At 63.6% G+C, this 17457-nt stretch carries 14 protein-coding genes; 8 read left to right on the forward strand and 6 right to left on the reverse strand.

Translation table 11 applies throughout. From position 1 onward, the window contains the following. The first annotated feature begins 91 nt into the window (after positions 1-91). Together J2X56_RS13710 and J2X56_RS13715 are read left to right on the forward strand one after the other, a co-directional pair. Positions 92-1012, forward strand: a complete 921-nt coding sequence (locus J2X56_RS13710) for a dihydrodipicolinate synthase family protein (protein WP_039789746.1) — start codon at positions 92-94, stop codon at positions 1010-1012. 147 nt (positions 1013-1159) lie between these two features. Continuing rightward, entirely contained in the window at positions 1160-1744 is a 585-nt protein-coding gene (locus J2X56_RS13715; protein ID WP_134134723.1) for a flavin reductase family protein, read from the forward strand. Positions 1745-1762: 18 nt separating this feature from the next. Here the strand turns inward: J2X56_RS13715 and J2X56_RS13720 are convergent, their stop codons facing one another. Both J2X56_RS13720 and J2X56_RS13725 read right to left on the reverse strand, forming a co-directional pair. After that, positions 1763-2437 carry a response regulator transcription factor gene (locus J2X56_RS13720; RefSeq protein WP_121038170.1) on the reverse strand — a complete coding sequence of 225 codons (675 nt, stop codon included), beginning with the start codon at positions 2435-2437 and terminating at the stop codon, positions 1763-1765. Between the two features lie 132 nt (positions 2438-2569). Continuing rightward, positions 2570-2749: a hypothetical protein gene (locus tag J2X56_RS13725; protein ID WP_134134722.1), complete on the reverse strand. Its 180-nt coding sequence runs from the start codon at positions 2747-2749 to the stop codon at positions 2570-2572. Between the two features lie 195 nt (positions 2750-2944). Here J2X56_RS13725 and J2X56_RS13730 point away from each other — a divergent pair, with 195 nt between their 5' ends. Together J2X56_RS13730 and J2X56_RS13735 are read left to right on the forward strand one after the other, a co-directional pair. Beyond that, positions 2945-3739, forward strand: coding sequence for a DNA-binding response regulator (locus J2X56_RS13730; protein WP_039788738.1), 795 nt, complete (start codon positions 2945-2947; stop codon positions 3737-3739). Between the two features lie 10 nt (positions 3740-3749). Continuing rightward, a complete protein-coding gene (locus tag J2X56_RS13735; protein ID WP_134134721.1) occupies positions 3750-6476 on the forward strand; it encodes a hybrid sensor histidine kinase/response regulator in 2727 nt (908 codons plus the stop codon). Here the strand turns inward: J2X56_RS13735 and J2X56_RS13740 are convergent. The 3 genes from J2X56_RS13740 to J2X56_RS13750 form a co-directional block, all read right to left on the reverse strand. Continuing rightward, on the reverse strand, positions 6473-6700 hold the full coding sequence (locus J2X56_RS13740) for a hypothetical protein (RefSeq protein WP_121038161.1): 228 nt from the start codon (positions 6698-6700) through the stop codon (positions 6473-6475). The two genes, J2X56_RS13735 and J2X56_RS13740, sit on opposite strands and share 4 nt — an antisense overlap. A 110-nt stretch (positions 6701-6810) precedes the next feature. After that, positions 6811-8589, reverse strand: coding sequence for a bifunctional diguanylate cyclase/phosphodiesterase (locus J2X56_RS13745; RefSeq protein ID WP_227022587.1), 1779 nt, complete (start codon positions 8587-8589; stop codon positions 6811-6813). Positions 8590-8635: 46 nt separating this feature from the next. Next, positions 8636-10369, reverse strand: a complete 1734-nt coding sequence (locus J2X56_RS13750) for a methyl-accepting chemotaxis protein (RefSeq protein ID WP_134134717.1) — start codon at positions 10367-10369, stop codon at positions 8636-8638. Between the two features lie 252 nt (positions 10370-10621). Between J2X56_RS13750 and J2X56_RS13755 the strand changes: the two genes are divergently transcribed. Continuing rightward, the gene (locus tag J2X56_RS13755; protein ID WP_209568612.1) at positions 10622-11620 is read left to right on the forward strand and encodes a MerR family transcriptional regulator; all 999 of its coding nucleotides are present in this window, start codon (positions 10622-10624) and stop codon (positions 11618-11620) included. Positions 11621-11835: 215 nt separating this feature from the next. Here the strand turns inward: J2X56_RS13755 and J2X56_RS13760 are convergent, their stop codons facing one another. Beyond that, entirely contained in the window at positions 11836-13563 is a 1728-nt protein-coding gene (locus tag J2X56_RS13760) for a methyl-accepting chemotaxis protein (RefSeq protein WP_204725115.1), read from the reverse strand. Positions 13564-13992: 429 nt separating this feature from the next. Here J2X56_RS13760 and J2X56_RS13765 point away from each other — a divergent pair, with 429 nt between their 5' ends. From J2X56_RS13765 to J2X56_RS13775, 3 genes are all read left to right on the forward strand, one after another. Next, positions 13993-15582 carry a diguanylate cyclase domain-containing protein gene (locus tag J2X56_RS13765; protein ID WP_134134714.1) on the forward strand — a complete coding sequence of 530 codons (1590 nt, stop codon included), beginning with the start codon at positions 13993-13995 and terminating at the stop codon, positions 15580-15582. A gap of 388 nt (positions 15583-15970) precedes the next feature. Continuing rightward, positions 15971-16489 (forward strand): sigma-70 family RNA polymerase sigma factor, encoded by a 519-nt coding sequence (locus J2X56_RS13770; RefSeq protein WP_245202144.1) that lies wholly within the window; start codon positions 15971-15973, stop codon positions 16487-16489. Positions 16490-16497: 8 nt separating this feature from the next. Further along, positions 16498-17451 (forward strand): FecR domain-containing protein, encoded by a 954-nt coding sequence (locus J2X56_RS13775; protein WP_134134712.1) that lies wholly within the window; start codon positions 16498-16500, stop codon positions 17449-17451. The last annotated feature ends 6 nt before the right edge of the window (positions 17452-17457 follow it).

Here is a 17457-nt window from a genome sequence, read left to right on the forward strand (position 1 = left end):
CACTATACAGTCCATCGGGCCCCACGTATATTCAGCGCCATTGCACACCGCCATCGCTGTGATGGCCCATGACAACCACGACGGAGACTCCATGAGCACCCCCATTTACCGCGGCGTATTCCCGGTCGCCCCGACCATCTTTGACGAAAACGGCAAGCTCGATCTGGAAGGCCAGAAGCGCGCCATCGACTTCATGATCGATGCCGGCTCCAACGGCATCTGCATCCTGGCCAACTTCTCCGAGCAATTCGTACTCTCCGACGAAGAGCGCGTGCTGGTGCAGGACACGGTCCTGAAGCACGTGGCCGGCCGCATCCCCGTGATCGTCACCACCACCCACTTCGGCAGCCAGATCTGCGCCGAGCGCAGCCGTGCCGCGCAGGATGCCGGTGCCGCCATGGTGATGGTGATGCCGCCGTATCACGGTGCCACCTTCCGTGTCTCGGAAAAACAGATTTACGAGTTCTATGGCCGCGTCTCCGACGCCATCGACATCCCCATCATGATCCAGGATGCGCCGGTCGCCGGCACGCCGCTGTCGGCCCCCTTCCTGGCGCGCATGGCCAAGGAGATCGCCAATGTCTCCTACTTCAAGATCGAGACCGCCGGTGCCGCGTCCAAGCTGCGCGAACTGATCGAGCTGGGCGGCGACGCCGTGGTCGGCCCGTGGGATGGCGAAGAAGCCATCACCCTGATCCCCGACCTGGATGGCGGTGCGACCGGTGCCATGACCGGTGGCGGCTATCCGGACGGTATCCGCAAGATCGTCGATGCGTATTTCGCGGGCGATACCGAGAAGGCCGCCGAGCTGTACATGCAGTGGCTGCCGCTGATCAACTACGAGAACCGTCAGTGCGGCCTGGCCGCTTGCAAGGCGCTGATGCTCGAAGGCGGCGTGATCAAGTCCGACATGCTGCGCCATCCGCAAGCCCCGATGCACCCCAAGGTGCGCGAAGGCCTGCTGCGCGTGGCGCGCCGCCTGGATCCGATGGTTCTGAGCTGGGGCAAGTAAGGCAGTCCGCTGCAAGGCATGCCGCACGAAACGGGAGCTCAGGCTCCCGTTTTTCTTGGGCGCTCGCTTGCTGCCGCGCATCCGGCGAGGCTGTGCGTTCTGTGTCATCCTTGGCGTTTGCCAATTTTCCTGTCGCACGAGGAGTCCATGTCACAAGCCAGCCACTTCCGCCCCGTCGCACTGGAACACGCCAGTCGCCTCATCAACCACGGCCCGACCGTGCTCATCACCAGCGCCCATGAGGGTCGCCGCAACATCATGGCAGCGGCCTGGTCGATGCCGGTGGAATTCACGCCGCCGCGCATCGCCGTGGTGATCGACAAGAGCACCTTCACGCGTGAATTGATCAGGCAATCGGGCAGCTTCGGCCTGATCATCCCCGGTGCGGCACAGATGGATCTGAGCTACGCGGTCGGCAGCACCAGTGGCCGCGACGAAGACAAGTTCGCACGTCACCGGATCGCGGCCACCAGCGGCCCGGTGCTGGGCGTGCCGGTCCTCGAACAAGGCTGCGCCGCCTGGCTGGAATGCCGCTGGCTGCCGCAGGGCCAGACCGAGGATGCCTACGACACCCTGTTCGCGGAAGTCGTCAGTGCCGCCGCCGATGCCCGCATCTTCGAGAACGGCCACTGGAACTTCACGGCGGACAATGCCGACCTCCACACCCTGCATCACCTGGGCGCGGGCAAGTTCGTGGTGGCCGGCAACCAGCAGCAGGCGCGCCAGGTCTGATATCCGGCACCGGCAGCCCTAGCAGGCCTGGATCGCTTCCGTAAAACAGTAGCCCACGCCGTGCAAGGTGCGCAGCGGCAAATCGTACATGGTGCTGTCGCGCCACTTGCGGCGCAGGCGGCTGACGGTCTTCTCCAGCACCCGCTCGTCGAAGCTGACCCACTCTACCCCGAAGGCATGGGCAATGGCGCAGCGGTCAGCGGCATGGCGCGTGCTGCTGGCCAGTGCCTTCAACAGCGCCACTTCGCGCGAATTGATTTCCACCGCATCGTGATGCGGCGCGCGCAGCGTGCGTGCAGCGACATCCAGCTGCCACGCCTGCGGCACCACCCGGCGCAACATGGTCTCGATATAGGCGTTGAGCAGTTCCAGCCGCTGCGGCAGTGGTTCACAGAAGTCGGCACCGCGTTCCAGGCCGGCGATGCGCACCGTCACGCTCTCGTGCTCGGAGGCCAGCAGCAGGATGCCCATGCGCGCGTTGCTTCTGCGCAGTCGCTGCGTGAGCGCATAACCGGCGGCGCTGGCCCGCCCTACGTGGATGATGGCGATGTCGCCATCCTGCAGCGGCGCGAGCAATTCCTCACCATCCGCCATCATCCGGCTGACCTTGTGCCCCTGGTCTTCCAGGAAGCGGGCCAGGCAAGCGTTGCGGTCGTGTCTCAAAATGTCTTCAACCAACAGAATAGTGGCCATTGCGATTTCCCCTGATGTCATTGCGTTTCCCGTCACGCCGCGCACCTGCTGCGGGCACGGGTTCGTGGTGTCATCGCCTCGCCGCCGGGCGTGCTGCTGCAACGTCGGCGAGCCCGATGACGGGAAAAGAATTTAGCGCAAGACACCCTCCGTTTTTACCTGCAGGTATTGCGAACCGGTCTCATCTTTCTGGCGCAAGGAAAAATATTTCGGTGCGCCGACATCCATCGCTTCAACGATCCGGGAAGCGCTTCTCAGCAGGTCGCCATGCGCTCTCATTTTTTCCAGGCGGGCCTCGTCAGCGGCGCTCATTTCTTCGCTCCCGGACGGCTGGCGCAGTGTCCTCCCTGTCGTCGATATAGAACTTTTTCGATGAATTTCTCGTCGATGTTTTGCTCATCCACCGCAGAGTTTTGATCGCGGGAAAAATATTTTCAGGGCGGCCATTTTCGCTTCGTGTCTTCGAATTTTCGCGGTAACGTCCCGCTCATTCAAGATGAGGCGAACATGGTCTACAAATCAATCCACCCGGTCTATGCCGGGCCTTTGTCAGGACAGCGCATTCTGGTCGTCGACGACGCCGAGGAAGATCGCATGCTGCTGTCGGACTTCCTGCTGCGCCATGGCGCGCGGCTCTACGTGGCACGCGACGGACAGGATGGCTACCGCAAGGCGCAGACCGTGCGGCCGGACCTGATCCTGATGGACATCCGCATGCCGGTCTACGACGGACTCACCAGCGCCCGTCTGCTCAAGGCCAATTCCTGCACGCGCAACATTCCGCTGATCTTCCTCTCGGCCGCCGCGTCCACCGAGGAAAAGGTCAATGGCCTGAGCGTGGGTGCGGTGGACTACATCACCAAGCCCTTCGATTTCGAGGAGGTGCGGCTGCGCCTGTGCGTGCATCTGCGTTCAACCCTGCATGCGGACCTGCCGCCGATCACGCAGACGCCCACCGGTTCCGCAACGCAGGGCGGCTCCAGCACGTTCGACATGGTCTTGTTCCAGGCCGCGCGCCGGCTCATGATGGACAAGCTGGACCAGCCGCTGGGACTCAATGCCCTGGCCGCTGCGGTCGGCACCAATGCACGCCGCCTCTCCAGCGCCTTCAAGCATTGCGCCGGCGTCACCGTCTTCGACTTCCTGCGCGAGGAGCGCATGAAGGAAGCGCGCCGCCTGCTCTCCGAAAGTACCCTCGACATCGGTGCCATCGCACTGGCCCTGGGCTACAGCAACACGGCCAATTTCTCCACGGCCTTCCGCGAACGCTTCGGCATGCCGCCCAGCCAGTTCCGGCGCTGACGAGAGGACGATGTCACGTCTGCGTAAAGCGCTGCTGTGGCCATCGTTGTTGCTCTGGAGCCTGCTGCCCCAAGCTGTGCGGGCCACGCCGGCGCTGCCGTCCATCGAGCTGGCGAGGATCGACTCGCGCGTGGTCATCACGCCGCAAGTGCAGATACTGCGCGACACTGAAGGCCGCGCCATGCTGGCCGCGGCCCTCGGCAGTACGCACTGGGAGGCCATCGCCGTCCCCATGCTGCAGGAGGGCTACAGCAGCGCTGCCTTCTGGCTGCGCGGCACGGTGCGCAACGACAGCAGCCAGCCTGTCACACGCTGGCTGACTCTGGCCTCGGCGCGGCTGCAGGATGTGCGCCTGTACTGGCTGCCCGCCACGCCTGCGGAGGTCGCGACGGCAGAGATCACGCCACGCAGCGCCGGTACGCTGCACGCCCTCGCGCAACGCGAGATCATCAGCCGCACACCGCTGTTCGCACTGACACTGGCCCCCGGAGAGCAGCGCCAGTGGGTGCTGCGGGTCGCCGGTGAATCCTCCATCGATCTCAACCTCGCCCTGTGGGAACCGGCCGCCTATCGCCAAGAGGAAGGACGCGAACTGGCCATCCAGGCCTTCGTGCTGGGGGGTGCGCTGCTGCTGGTGAGCTATGCGCTGATCCAGGGCATCGCCTGGCGCGACCGTGGCTTTCTGCTGATGGCTGCGTGGATTCTCATCGCGCTGGCTTATATCTGGACGTTTCAGGGTTATCTCTATCGCTACCTGTTTCCCGCGGGCGGTGCATGGCAGGTGCGTGCCCCGGCCACCCTGGGATGCGCGGCCACCCTGCTCTACGTGCGCATGAGCGATGTGCTGGTCGGAATGGAGCGATTGCGCGGCTGGCAGATCGTCTATCGCACGCTGTACGTGCTGCTGTCGGTGATCATCGCCTGGACCGCGCTGGGCGATTATCGCGTCACCGCGCCGCTGGCCAATGCCAGCGGTGCCCTCGCCTATGTGATCTGGCTGGCGTCGATGCTGCACGCGTGGTGGCACGGACTGGCGCATGCCCGCTTGCTGACGCTGTCCTTTGCGGTAGCCTGGCTGGGCCTGTCGGTCAAGCTGCTCGAACTCAATGGCCTGGTCGATCGCAGCCTGCTGGCGGACTGGCATTTCGCGGCGCTGTTCCAGATGGGACTGCTGTGCCTGGCCACGGTGGCGATCATCAGCCGCGCGCTGGAACTGCATCGGCAGCATGAACAGATGCAATGGGCCATGCTGTATCTGCGCGTGCGCGAGCAACTCAAGCTGGAACAGGCGGTGGCGACCCGCACCCGCGAGCTGCGCGAAGCGCTGGCGGCGGCCGACCAGGCCAACCGTGCCAAGACCGGATTCCTCACCCGCATCAGCCACGACCTGCGCACACCGCTGACTTCCATCCTCGGCTTTGCCGACATGCTGCAGACCGGCGGCGGCGAGCGCGCGCGCCATGGCCGCATCATCGTACGCAGCGCCCGCCACATGCTGGCCATGGTCAACGACCTGATCGACTATGCCCGCGGCGATCGCCCCGATCTGCCGCACGCTGCCCCGGTCTATGCCCACGCCCTGCTGCAGGAGATCGGCCAGGAAGCGGCCCTGCTGGCCGAGCGCCAGCACAATTCCTTTCATCTGCAGGTGGACCCGACGCTGCCACCCGTGCTCGCCATCGACGCCCGGCGACTGCGGCGCATCCTCGGCAACCTGCTGGACAACGCCGCCAAGTACACCCGGGACGGCCGCATCGTGCTGCAGATCCTGTGGCACCCGGCCTCGGCGCAATTCGAGATGGGCGTCATGGAGATGCAGGTACGCGATACCGGCAGCGGTATCCCTGCACATTTCCAGACCCGGGTGTTTGAACCCTTCGAACGGGCCAACGCCGACCGCTCGCAGCCGGGTATCGGCATGGGGCTGTCCATCGTGCGCCAGTGGATGCAGCAGATGGGCGGCCAGGTGATGCTGTCCAGCCGGCCCGGCGAAGGCACCACGATGACGCTGCGCCTGCCGGCCGCCATCGCCAGCGAGCGCGACATCGCCCGCCATGATGCGCCGGAAGACGCCAATGGCCGCCTTCTCATCGATGGCCAGGGCCGCCTGGCGCTGGTGGTGGAAGATCATGCCGACATCGCGCAATTGCTGGGCGACCAGCTGGCCAGCGTCGGCTTCGCGGTGGAATTGCTGGCCGATGCGGAAAGCGCCATCGCCCGGATCGCCGCACCGGATGCGCCCGCATTGGCGCTGGTGCTGACCGATTACCAGTTGCCGGGCCTGCATGGCGATGCCGTGCTGCAAGCAGTACGCCGGCATCTGCCGCAAGTGCCGGTGCTGCTGCTGTCAGCCACGCTGCAGCCGGCGCCGGGCGATGAGCCGGGTGAACGTTTCGATGCCTGCCTGCTCAAGCCGGTCAATTTCCTGGAACTGCAGGAGACCATCGGTCGCCTGCTGGGCTTGCATCCGGAGGCGGCCTCAGCCGGTGACGATGCCGCTCCCCTGCCCTTGCAGCATCCGCCGCCGGAAGAGCTGCAGCAGGCGCTGGCGCTCATCGCGATGGGCGCGGTGTCGGACTTGCTGGATTGGTGCGATACGCTGCAGCAGCAGAATCCCGCGTATGAAAGTTTTGCTGTGCTGGCGCGGCAATGGGTGATCACTGCGGACCTGGACCGGCTGGAGGCGCTGTGCCGCGATGATCAAGCCATGCGGCAAGCGACGGCAGGCGAGCGTTAATCGCGCTCCCGGCTCCGTTCATCGTCCCGCGAGGCGTCCCCCTCGGGCCGGCTGCGCGCGAGCTCGGCATTGCGCTGGTTGATCTGGTATTGCTCTTCCGCGTGCTGGAACGCCAGTTGCTCCTTTGGCGAACGGCTGCACGCGCCCAGCATCAGGGGCAGCACCACGGCCAAGACGAGAACGGCGAACCATGCGAACGGGAGGGGAACCGGTCGGATTGTCACGTAAAGTCTCCAGATTTATATTTCTATCCGGAAATATACGCCTCACCAATCCTCACCGCAAGCCCCCTCCTTTTTGGGCATGCGCCGCCGGCAGCGTTGATGGGCGCGGCTCAATCGCGCGCCGCGATCCAGTCCCAGGTATCGGCGGCCGCCATCGGGCGGGCGATGCCGTAGCCCTGGCCGTATTCGCACCCGAGGTGATGCAGGATGCGGCGGCACTTCTCGGTTTCCACGCCTTCGGCTACGACGGCAAAGCCCAGCTTCTGCCCGAGGTGAATCATCGAAGGCACGATCTGCTGGTCGGAGTAATTGCTTTCCATGGTGCGGATGAAGGACTGGTCGATTTTGAGGTAGTCCGCCGGAATGTTCTTGAGATAGCTCAGGTTGCTGAAGCCGGCCCCGAAATCATCGATGGCCACTTTCACGCCCAGGCGCTTGATTTCCTGGATCCGCCCGTAGAGCGCCTCGGGGTTCTTGCTCATCGCGCTTTCGGTGAACTCGATCTCGATCAGCCCGGCCGGAATGCGATGCCGCTGCAACTGCATAGCCAGTGCCAGTACCAGATCATCATTGTCGAAGTCGCGGGCCGATACGTTGATGGCCACCGGAATCGCCCGCCCCCGGCGCGCCCACGTCGCCGCCTGCTCGATGCCATGTTGCAGCACCCACAGTGTCACCTGGCGAATCAGCGCGGTCTTCTCGGCCAGCGGAATGAAGAGGGCCGGCGAGATCAGCCCATGCACCGGATGGCGCCAGCGCAGCAGCGCCTCCACCCCGACGCAATGGCCCGAGGCCAGCGCGATCTTGGGCTGGTATTCCAGCCACAGCTGGTCGCCCGTGAGCAGCGCGCCGGGAATGGCCGACAGCAGTTCGAAGGAATGCTTCTGCTGCTTGCCAAGCGGCTGTTCATAGCGGCATTGCAGGCTGCCGCAATCACGTGCCATGTCAGCTGCCGTCAACAGCGAGGGCACCAGTTCGTCGATGTCTTCACACTGTCCCAGCGGCACGATGCCCACGGAAATTTCCAGCCGATGCGGAATACCCTGGTACTCGACGGTACCGGCGAAGGCACGTTCGATCTGTTCCACCTGTTGCTGCCAGATGTCGCGCCGCTCCAGGTAGGCAAAGGTGGTGGTGCCGATGCGATAGAGCGCCACCTCACCCAGCGACTGGCGCAGCTGTTCCTTGGCCTGGATCAGGAAACCTTCCACGTAATCCCAGCCCAGCGCCTTGATCATGTCGCGCAGATACACGCGATCACAGATGTCGACCGCCACCGCCGTCAACTTGCCGGACAGACCCTCGCCGTCCTGCCCCAGCGCAGCGAGACTATGCAGGTCGGCGGTCAGGCGGCTGCGATTGGGCAAGGAAGTCAGGCTGTCGATATAGCTGGACACCCGCAGGATCTCCAGCCGCGCCATGACGATGGCCGCCAGCAGCGTCAGCTTGGTCCGATCAGCATCACCGAAGGCGGCGCGTGGCGACTTGCCGATCACGCACAGCGTCCCCAGCCGCACGCCATCGCTGGCCTGCAGCGGGGCCCCGGCATAGAAGCGGATGCCGGGCTCACCGGTCACCAGCGGGTTGTCGGCGAAGCGCAGGTCCTGGGTCGCATCCAGCACCACCATGACCTGATCCTGCTCGATCACGTGGCTGCAGAAGGACTGCGAGCGCGGTGTGCCGGGTGCCTCCAGACCGCGCCGCGACTTGAACCACTGGCGGTTTTCCGCCACCAGCGAGACCAGCGCGATCTCGGTGTCGAACAGCGTGGCGGCCAGTTCGGTCACCAGATCACACAGCACATCGGGATGGGTATCCAGCACGCAGTAGGTATCGAGCACGGCCAGGCGCTCACGCTCCCGTTCGGCTTGCGCGGCTTGCCCCGTCAAGGGGGCGGTCAATCGGAGGATGTCGGCGTGCATGGTGGCGTGGCGATCAGAAAGTAACCCATTCGTCGGAAGCGCCCGCCAGACTGCGGCTGGGCACCGGTGCCGACAGGCGAGGCTCGCGCGGTGCAATGCGCGGCTTGATGGTGGCCGGGGCCTTCTTCATGGCCGCCGGTGCCGGTGTCACTGCGGCGGCAGCTACGTCGATGGGCATCTCCTGGGCGGCCTGTGCATCGAGGCGGAACACGCTGACGGCCTGCGCCAGTTCCTGCGCCTGTTCCTGCAGCGATTGCGAGGCAGCGGCCGCTTCTTCGACCAGGGCGGCATTCTGCTGCGTGACCTGATCCATCTGGCCGACCGCCTGGCTCACCTGCTCGATGCCGGAACGCTGTTCTTCACCGGCCGCGCTGATCTCGTTGATCATGCCGGTCACGCGCTGCACGCTCTCGACGATCTCGCGCATGGTGTCACCGGCTTCATTGACCAGCACGCTGCCCGATTCGACCTTGGCCACCGAGTCGCTGATGAGCGCCTTGATTTCCTTGGCAGCGGCGGCAGAGCGCTGGGCCAGGCTGCGCACTTCGGTCGCGACCACGGCGAAGCCGCGCCCCTGCTCACCGGCACGTGCCGCTTCCACGGCGGCATTCAAGGCCAGGATGTTGGTCTGGAAAGCGATACCGTCAATCACGCTGATGATGTCGACGATCTTGCGCGAGGAGGCATTGATTTCTTCCATGGTTTCCACCACGCGGCTGACCACGCCGCCACCGCTGCTGGCGATGTCGGAGGCGGCCTGCGCCATGCGGTTGGCTTCGCGTGCATTGGCGCTGTTCTGCTGCACGGTGGAGGTCAGTTCTTCCATCGAGGATGCGGTCTCTTCCAGCGAGCTGGCCTGTTGTTCGGTGCGCGAGGACAGGTCCAGGTTGCCGCTGGCGATCTGCGAGGAGGCGGTGGCGATCATGTCGGTACCACGGCGCACGCCCGAGACGATGGTGACCAGGCTGGCATTCATGTCCTTCAGTGCGCTGAGGAGCTCGCCGGTTTCGTCACGGGAACGCACGTCGATGCGGGCGGTCAGGTCGCCGCCGGCCACCTGGCGTGCCAGGCGCACGGCCACGGCCAGCGGACGGGTGATGTTGTTGGCCAGCCACCAGGCCAGCAGCAGCGCCAGCACCACCGCGACCACGCCGCCGATGATGAGGGTCTTGCCGGTGAGCGCTTCCAGTGCATCGGCCTGGTCGCTGCGCTCTTGTTGCAGACCGCTTTCCATCCGGTCCATCTCGGCGAAGATGGCGCGCATGTTGTCCATCTCGGCTTTGCCGCGGCCGGCCTGCACGAGGGCCACCAGCTTGCTCATGTCCTCGCGCCCGTCACGCACGGCGCGGCGCAGGGCGATGGTGGGCTCGATGGCCGTGCTCACCCAGCGCTGTTCGGCTTCGGCCACTTGCTGCAAGCGCTGTTGCTGGGTCGGGTTGTCCACGGTGAGCTGACGGGCCTTGTCCAGATGCGTTTTGAAACTGGCCAGGCCCTGCTGCATCGGTTCAAGCGAAGCCTCATTGCCGGTCAGGGCGAAACCGCGCGCGCCGGTTTCCATATTGATCAGGCTTTCGAGCATCGCCTGCATTTCTGCCCGTGCCTGGTAGCTATGGATGTTCATGTCATTGGCTGCACCCAGCCGCGCAAAATTGGCATAGGCCACGCTGACCAGGATGACCAGGATGGCGGAAACCAATCCGAAGCCGATATAGAGGCGAGTGCCGATTTTCAGGTCCGATATTTTCATGATGGTTCTTTCCGGGGGGATGCAAGGTTTCTCGAATGGATCGACACGTGTCCACAAGGAGCGGGCCGATTCTTGTTGTTGATCACGATGTTTCACATTCAGGCAAAAGCGTGACATACTCAAAAGATCACCAAAACAAACGGTAAAAAATCTTTTTCAGCGTGCAACAAATTTGCTTTGCAACGACTCTGAACAGATATATTTAAAAAATATCCGTACATTACAAAAATATTTTTCGTTGGAAATACGACAATGACGAACCAACAAGCCCCCTCTTCACCGGCTCCCGCGGCAGAAACAGCCGAGCTGTCCGACCTGCCGCTGCTGCGCCCCGGCGCGGTGGCGCGCCAGTTGGGCATGGCAGTCGAGACGCTGCGTGCCTGGGAACATCGTTACGGCATCACCTCCTCGCAGCACAGCGGCGGCGGCCAGCGCCTGTATTCGCAGGAAGACATGCAACGCCTGGTCTGGATCAAGACACTGGTGGATGCCGGCCATCGCATCGGCAAGCTGGCCACGCTGCCCCCGCAGGACCTGCAGGCGCTGGCGCAGAGCCTGCCTGCCGAGGGCAGCGGCAGCCACGAGCGGCATGCCGGTCCGGCCACGCGGCTGGCCCTGGTCGGCCCCTGGATTGCCACCAAGGCGGTCGGCCAGGCGCTGGCGCATCGGCAACTGAGCGTCATCATGTCTGTCGAGAGCCTGGATGAACTCGACCTCAGGCAGTTCGAGGGCGACCTGTTGCTGCTGGAAAGCACGGTCCTCGACAGCGATCTCGATCAGCGGCTGGAGGGGCTGCGCCGCGACGGCGTGCAGGTACCAGTACTGATCCTGTATCGCTTCGGCTCGCCGGAGATGGTGGTGCGCCTGCGCGAAGCCGGGCATCGGGTGGTGCGCAAGGCGGTGGAAGGGATCGATGTGGAGTGGCTGTGCGAGATGATCCGGCGCATGGAGCCGGCAGCCGCGCAGACGCCGGGCGAGGACGAATGGGTTCCGGAGCCGCGCTTCAGCGAGAGCGCCCTGGCGTCGGTGTCGGACCAGTCCGATCGCATGCAATGTGAATGTCCGCGCCATCTGGCCGAACTGCTGACGGCACTGGCCGGATTCGAACGCTACAGCCGCCAGTGCGAAGACGACACGACCGAGGAAGCCGAACTGCATCGGGAACTGCGCATTGCCGCCGGACGCGCACGCCTGCCGCTGGAAGACGCACTGCAAAAGCTGGCGCGCTTCAAGGGAATTTCGCTGACGTAAGCACAGTTGACCGGGGTGAGGCCGGTCCGAATTCGGGGCAGTATTCTGTACAGGATCTCGCTCAGAATTCGCACGTGAATTGACGCGTTAATTCACGCTTTAATTCACGCTTGAATTCAGGCCTCAATGCAGGCTTGAATCAATAAAAAAAAAACAGCGCGCCCAATGGACACGCTGCTTGCCAAACCCTCCCCTTGCGGGATTGAGCTGGCCCTTCAGAACTGTTCCCAATCCCCTTCTGCAGCGGCCGGCTTGAGGGCCGGCTGCGCAACCGGCAGGGCCTTGGCCGGTGCGCTGGCCTTGGCTGCCGGCTTGCGCGGCAGTGCTGCGGCACGGGGCGTGACGTCCACGGTGCGTGCCGCGGTAGCAGCCACCGGTGCCGGGCGACGCGTTTCTTGGTGGCTCAGCTTGAAGATGCTGACCGTTTCCACCAGACGGCCCGACTGCTCCTGCAGCGATTGCGCAGCGGCGGCCGCTTCTTCCACCAGCGCGGCATTCTGCTGGGTCACTTCATCCATCTGCACGATGGCCTGGTTGATCTGCTCGATGCCATCGCTCTGTTCGCCGCTGGCGGCGGTGATCTCGGCCACCACATCGGTGACGCGCTTGACGCTGGCCACCACTTCATCCATGGTGGTACCGGCCTGTTCGACCAGGCGACTGCCGTTTTCCACGCGCTCCACCGAGGCGTCGATCAATGTCTTGATTTCCTTGGCGGCGGCGGCACTGCGCTGCGCCAGGGTCCGCACTTCAGAAGCCACCACCGCGAAACCGCGCCCCTGCTCGCCGGCCCGGGCCGCTTCCACGGCGGCATTCAAGGCCAGGATGTTGGTCTGGAAGGCGATGCCATCGATGACGCTGATGATGTCGACGATCTTGCGCGACGCATCGTTGATCTGGCTCATGGTCTGCACCACTTCACCGACCACGCTGCCGCCCTGGATTGCCACCTGCGAGGCGGTTTCGGCCAAGGTGTTGGCCTGGCGGGCGTTGTCGGCGTTCTGCTTGACGGTGGAGGTCAGTTCTTCCATCGCCGAAGCGGTTTCTTCCAGCGCGCCGGCTTGCTGCTCGGTGCGCGAGGACAGATCCAGGTTGCCGGTGGCGATCTCGCCGGAAGCGGTATTGATGGTGTCGCTGCCCTGGCGCACTTCCGTCACGATGCGGTGCAGGTTGTCGTTCATGGCCTTGAGCGAGGCCAGCAGCGCGCCGGTTTCATCCTTCGACGCATTGTCGATCTGCACCGTCAGGTCACCAGCCGCCACAGCCGTCGCCACTTGCACAGCCTGGTTGAGCGGACGAGTGATGGAACGCGTGATCAGCCAGGCACACAGCGCAGAGAGCACGATTGCAGCGGCCGACAGCAGCACCATGATGTTGACCGCATTGCTGGAGGCGTCATTGGCGCGCTCCACCGCCTTGTCCATCAGGCCGGCCTGGAACGTGGTCATGTCCTTGAGCGCAGCGAAATATTTGTCCTGAGCAGGAATCGTCACATCGAACAGATAGGCCGTGGCCTCATCCCGTTTCTGCTGCAGGACCAGCTCCACCACCTTGACGCGGTGCTTGCTGTACTCGTCACGGGCTTGCGTCAGCGATGCAAAGATTTCCTTGCCGCGCGGCGTGTTGATGAGTTTTTCCATCCGCCCGAGCAACTCGCTGACATCCTTGGTATTGGTGTCGACCCGGTCGAGGTATTTTTTCACCTCCTCCGGATTGCGCGCCAGGATGGCATTGCGCAGACTGCGGGCGGCCGTGTTGATCTTGTCGCTCATCTGCGCACCGAGCGCGACCTTGACGTAGCGGTCATTGACGATTTCCGAGGTGGCATCGCTGACCGACCACAAATTCTTGACGCCCACGCCCGCGATCAGGCACATCACCGCAATGAGTGCCGCGAAACACACGCCCAACCGGACGCTGATCTTCATATCCGTGATTTTCATTTCATCCCCTCTCCGTTTTTACACCTGAGCCAATCCCAAGAAACCCCTGTGCCGGGCCGACACTTGCCAGCCGACTGAAAGCAATATAAACGATTTATTTAACGTATTCGATGAAAATGTTTTTAACGACGAAATTTCGTCGCATTTTCACGCCACAGTTGCCGGATCAATCATCCAGGCGTGACAAATGGTGAGCATTACCATGCGGAAATAGCCATTCCATAAGGAAATGAGAGAAATTCGCGAATCGATCGATGCCTGCCGAAAAGCAACAAGCGACTTAATCCACATCAAAATTCCGCCCTTTAAAAAGGGGCTTTCTATTGCAATAAAGGAAATCAAAATGCATTTGCATTAAAATACAAATGGTGAATTTGATTAATTTGATTTCAGATTGACACGTTCACCCAACATCCCCCGGAGTAAGCCATGCCCCTCACTCGTCTCAACAACAAGGTCAGGATCACCTCGCTGGTCCTGGCCATCCTGGGCAGCGCGCTGTTCGGTTATGCCTTGCTCAACGGCAGCCTCAGCAGCCGTGAAGCAGCGATCAAGAGCGGCGAGACCGCCACCCTCAACCTCGCCACCGGCCTGGCTACCCAGGTCAACCTGAGCTTTCGTGCGGCCGACCTGCTGATACAGGAAATCGCCGGACTGGAAGGCAGCCGCAGCCTCTCCCCGGCTGAACTGCAAGGCCTGGTGCAAGATCTGCTCACCCGGCAAAGCCAGCTCTTTCCCGAACTGGACAGCCTGCTGGTCATCGACGAGCAGGGCCACACCCGGCAGCGCTGGCCCGCCCATGCGGAGCCCGCCGGCCTGTCCGGCATGGAACCGGCAATGGCCATGGCGCGCGGAGAGCGCCGTGTGGAGGACAAGACCGGTGGACTGCAGATCGGCACCCCGGTCATCAGCAGCGTCACGGGCCGCTGGATCATTCCGGTGACGCGCACGCGCCTGCGCCAGGGCAAGCCGGCCGGCGTCATCCGCGTGGGCGTGAGCCTGGACCACTTCATGCGCCTGTTCAACGAACTCAACATCGGCAAGCAGGGCTCACTGGTACTGGCCAGCACCGACGGCAGCATGCTGCTGCGCCGACCCTACGGCAGCGAGTTCCTCGGCAAGAGCATGGCCGATCTGCCGCTCTATCGCGATCATGCGCAACAGCGCCAGTCGGGCTGGGCGGTGATCCAGTCGGCCCAGGATGGCGTGCTGCGCCTGAACTATTTCACCCGGGTGCCGGACTATCCGCTGTTCGTCACGGCCGCACTGGCGCATGAGGAAATGCTGGCCGACTGGCGCGAAGCGCAGCGTGCGCAATTGCTGGTGATCGTCTCGGCGGCGCTGCTGGTTGGCCTGCTGACGGCCTATCTGCTGCGCGTGGTGCGCATGCGCGATCGCGCCGAAGAAGAGATCGAAAAGAAGAACCTGTCCCTCAAATTGCTCACCGAAAACCTGCGCGCCCAGGCCATGCTGGACGGCATGACCGGCATTCCCAACCGGCGCTATCTGGACGAACAGCTGCAACTGGCCATGCGCAATGCCAGCCGCAGCAAGAGCGCCCTGTCGCTGGTGATGTTCGATGTCGATTTCTTCAAGAAGTACAACGACCTGTACGGCCACATCCAGGGCGACTACTGCCTCCAGGACGTGGCCCGCACTCTGCGCGGGATGCAGCGTCGGCACGGCGACCTGGCAGCGCGCTACGGCGGCGAGGAATTTGCGTTGCTGCTGCCCGACACCGATCTCGACAATGCTCATCGCATCGCCCAGAAGGTGCTTGATGGTGTGCGCGCACTGGCGATCCCGCATCAAGGCAATGCCGGTGGCGTGGTCACCATCAGCGCCGGCGTGATGAGCTGCGTGCCACGGCCCGAAATGCGCATCGAAGATCTGTTCGCGGGAGCTGACCGCGCACTCTATCGCGCCAAGGAACGCGGCCGCGACCGGGTGGAAGACTGCCAGCTGCCGCGTCCGGTAACGCCTTCGATCAAACCGGATGCGGCCGCAGGAAATTCGTAGTGAAGTGCGCAGAAATCAAAGAGGAACTCGCAATAAAAATGAATGACATCCGGTGCGAATGAGATCACCAACATGTCTCCGAAGCTGACAAAACACTGACTGCGGGAGCGATCCCGTCACGGAATCTCCATCGAAACTTTACACTTTGGTCACACAACGGACTAAGTCAATCGCCCGGAAATGCCTGTCCATACTGATCAAAAGCGTGCTCAGATGCGCGGCGCATCCATGGTCGCAGGCAGTTTTTTCACAACTGTGAATTTCTCTTATAATTTGCAGCGCATCCCGCCCCTCGACAAGAGCGGACTGGTGATGAGACCAGCATGGCCACTACGGCCTCCCCCTCGAAAATTACTCGCATTTTTGACCGCGCATGAGTTCACCTCTGATGTCCGATCCGCTCGGCGCCATGCACCAGATCGAAGCCATGTTCATCGAACACCATGGCTGGTTGCGCACGCGCCTGCGGCGCAGCGTGGGGGATGCCTTTGCCGCCGAGGACGTGGCCGCGGAAACCTTCACCCAGTTGCTCACCTCGCCGCCGCAGGAAGTGCGCGAACCGCGCGCGCTGCTGACCACGATCTCGCGCCGCATCGTCTACGAGCTGTGGCGACGCCGCGATCTGGAAGAGGCCTGCCTGCAAGCACTGGCGCACACCAACGGCGAGGCCCAGGCCATCTCGCCCGAAGACCAGCTGCAACTGCTGCAGGCCCTGCGCGCCATGGACCAGGCGCTGGCCGGGCTGACCGCCAAGGAATGCGCGGCCTTCCTGCTTTACAAGCTCGACGGCCTGACCTACCAGGCCATCGGTGAACAGTTGCGCATCACGCCCAGCGTGGCCCGCCGCTACGTCGCCAAGGGCCTGCTGCAATGCTACAAGGCCGCCGGCTTCGCGCCGCTGGGGTAAGCGCGCGCATGAAGAACGAAGACAAGATCGTGGAGCAGGCCATCGAGTGGATGCTGCAGATCGAACAAGGCGAACTGAGCAAAGGCGAACAAGCCGCCTTCGAACACTGGAAAGCGGCTGATCCGCGCCATGCCGTGGCCTATGCCAATCTGGCGCAGTCGGTGCAGCAGTTCGAGGTTCCGCGCCAGGTCGGTGCCGCCCCCCAGGTGCTGCGCAACACGCTGCAACAGAAGCGCCGGCGTCGCAAGGCCCTCAAGCAGATCGCCATGCTGGCCGGCCTCACCGTGGGTGCCGGCCTGCTGGCCGACCGCGTCACCCCGCTGGCAGGACTGCGCGCCGACCTGCACACCGGTACCGGCGAGCGTCGCCGCACCCTGCTGGCCGACGGCAGCACCCTGATCCTCAACGCGCGCAGCGCCATCGACCAGCAGATCGCATCGGGCACGCGGCAAATCCGCTTGCTGGCGGGCGAAATCCAGCTGCAGGTAGCGGCGCGTGCGGACCTGCCCTTCATTATCCAGACCGTGCATGGCAGCGCCGAGCTGCTGGGCGGAACGCTGGCGATGGCCCTGCAGCCTGCCCGCACCGAACTGGTGGCGCTGCAGGCCACCCAGGTCGGGGTGGTGACCCGCAACAATACCCGTGGCGAAGTGACTGGCGGCCAGCATCTCTGGTTCGACAGCGACCGCATCGGCAGCGCCCGCGCCAATGCCGGCGGCGAAACCTCGTGGGTCGATGGTTACTACACCGCCGCCAACAACACGCTGGCCGAGGTGGTGGCAGCGCTGCGTCCTTACCGCACGGGCATCCTCAGGCTCGATCCGGCCGTGGCGGGGCTGCGCATCAGCGGTGCCTTCCCGCTGGATGACAGCGAGCGCGCCCTGTCGGCACTGGCCAGCGCCTTGCCCATCTCGGTGACACGGGTGAGCCCCTACTGGGTCACCATCAGCGCACGCACCTGAACCCGC

The organism is Herbaspirillum sp. 1173, from assembly GCF_031455335.1.
In the GTDB taxonomy this organism is placed as follows: domain Bacteria; phylum Pseudomonadota; class Gammaproteobacteria; order Burkholderiales; family Burkholderiaceae_D; genus Herbaspirillum; species Herbaspirillum huttiense.

What these genes read in the sequence shown, in the direction of transcription:
- J2X56_RS13710 (WP_039789746.1), top strand. Translation starts at nt 92, where the DNA reads ATGAGCACCCCCATTTACCGCGGCGTATTCCCGGTCGCCCCGACCATC.
- J2X56_RS13715 (WP_134134723.1), top strand. Translation starts at nt 1,160, where the DNA reads ATGTCACAAGCCAGCCACTTCCGCCCCGTCGCACTGGAACACGCCAGT.
- J2X56_RS13720 (WP_121038170.1), bottom strand. Translation starts at nt 2,437, where the DNA reads ATGGCCACTATTCTGTTGGTTGAAGACATTTTGAGACACGACCGCAAC.
- J2X56_RS13725 (WP_134134722.1), bottom strand. Translation starts at nt 2,749, where the DNA reads ATGAGCGCCGCTGACGAGGCCCGCCTGGAAAAAATGAGAGCGCATGGC.
- J2X56_RS13730 (WP_039788738.1), top strand. Translation starts at nt 2,945, where the DNA reads ATGGTCTACAAATCAATCCACCCGGTCTATGCCGGGCCTTTGTCAGGA.
- J2X56_RS13735 (WP_134134721.1), top strand. Translation starts at nt 3,750, where the DNA reads ATGTCACGTCTGCGTAAAGCGCTGCTGTGGCCATCGTTGTTGCTCTGG.
- J2X56_RS13750 (WP_134134717.1), bottom strand. Translation starts at nt 10,369, where the DNA reads ATGAAAATATCGGACCTGAAAATCGGCACTCGCCTCTATATCGGCTTC.
- J2X56_RS13755 (WP_209568612.1), top strand. Translation starts at nt 10,622, where the DNA reads ATGACGAACCAACAAGCCCCCTCTTCACCGGCTCCCGCGGCAGAAACA.
- J2X56_RS13760 (WP_204725115.1), bottom strand. Translation starts at nt 13,563, where the DNA reads ATGAAAATCACGGATATGAAGATCAGCGTCCGGTTGGGCGTGTGTTTC.
- J2X56_RS13765 (WP_134134714.1), top strand. Translation starts at nt 13,993, where the DNA reads ATGCCCCTCACTCGTCTCAACAACAAGGTCAGGATCACCTCGCTGGTC.
- J2X56_RS13770 (WP_245202144.1), top strand. Translation starts at nt 15,971, where the DNA reads ATGTCCGATCCGCTCGGCGCCATGCACCAGATCGAAGCCATGTTCATC.
- J2X56_RS13775 (WP_134134712.1), top strand. Translation starts at nt 16,498, where the DNA reads ATGAAGAACGAAGACAAGATCGTGGAGCAGGCCATCGAGTGGATGCTG.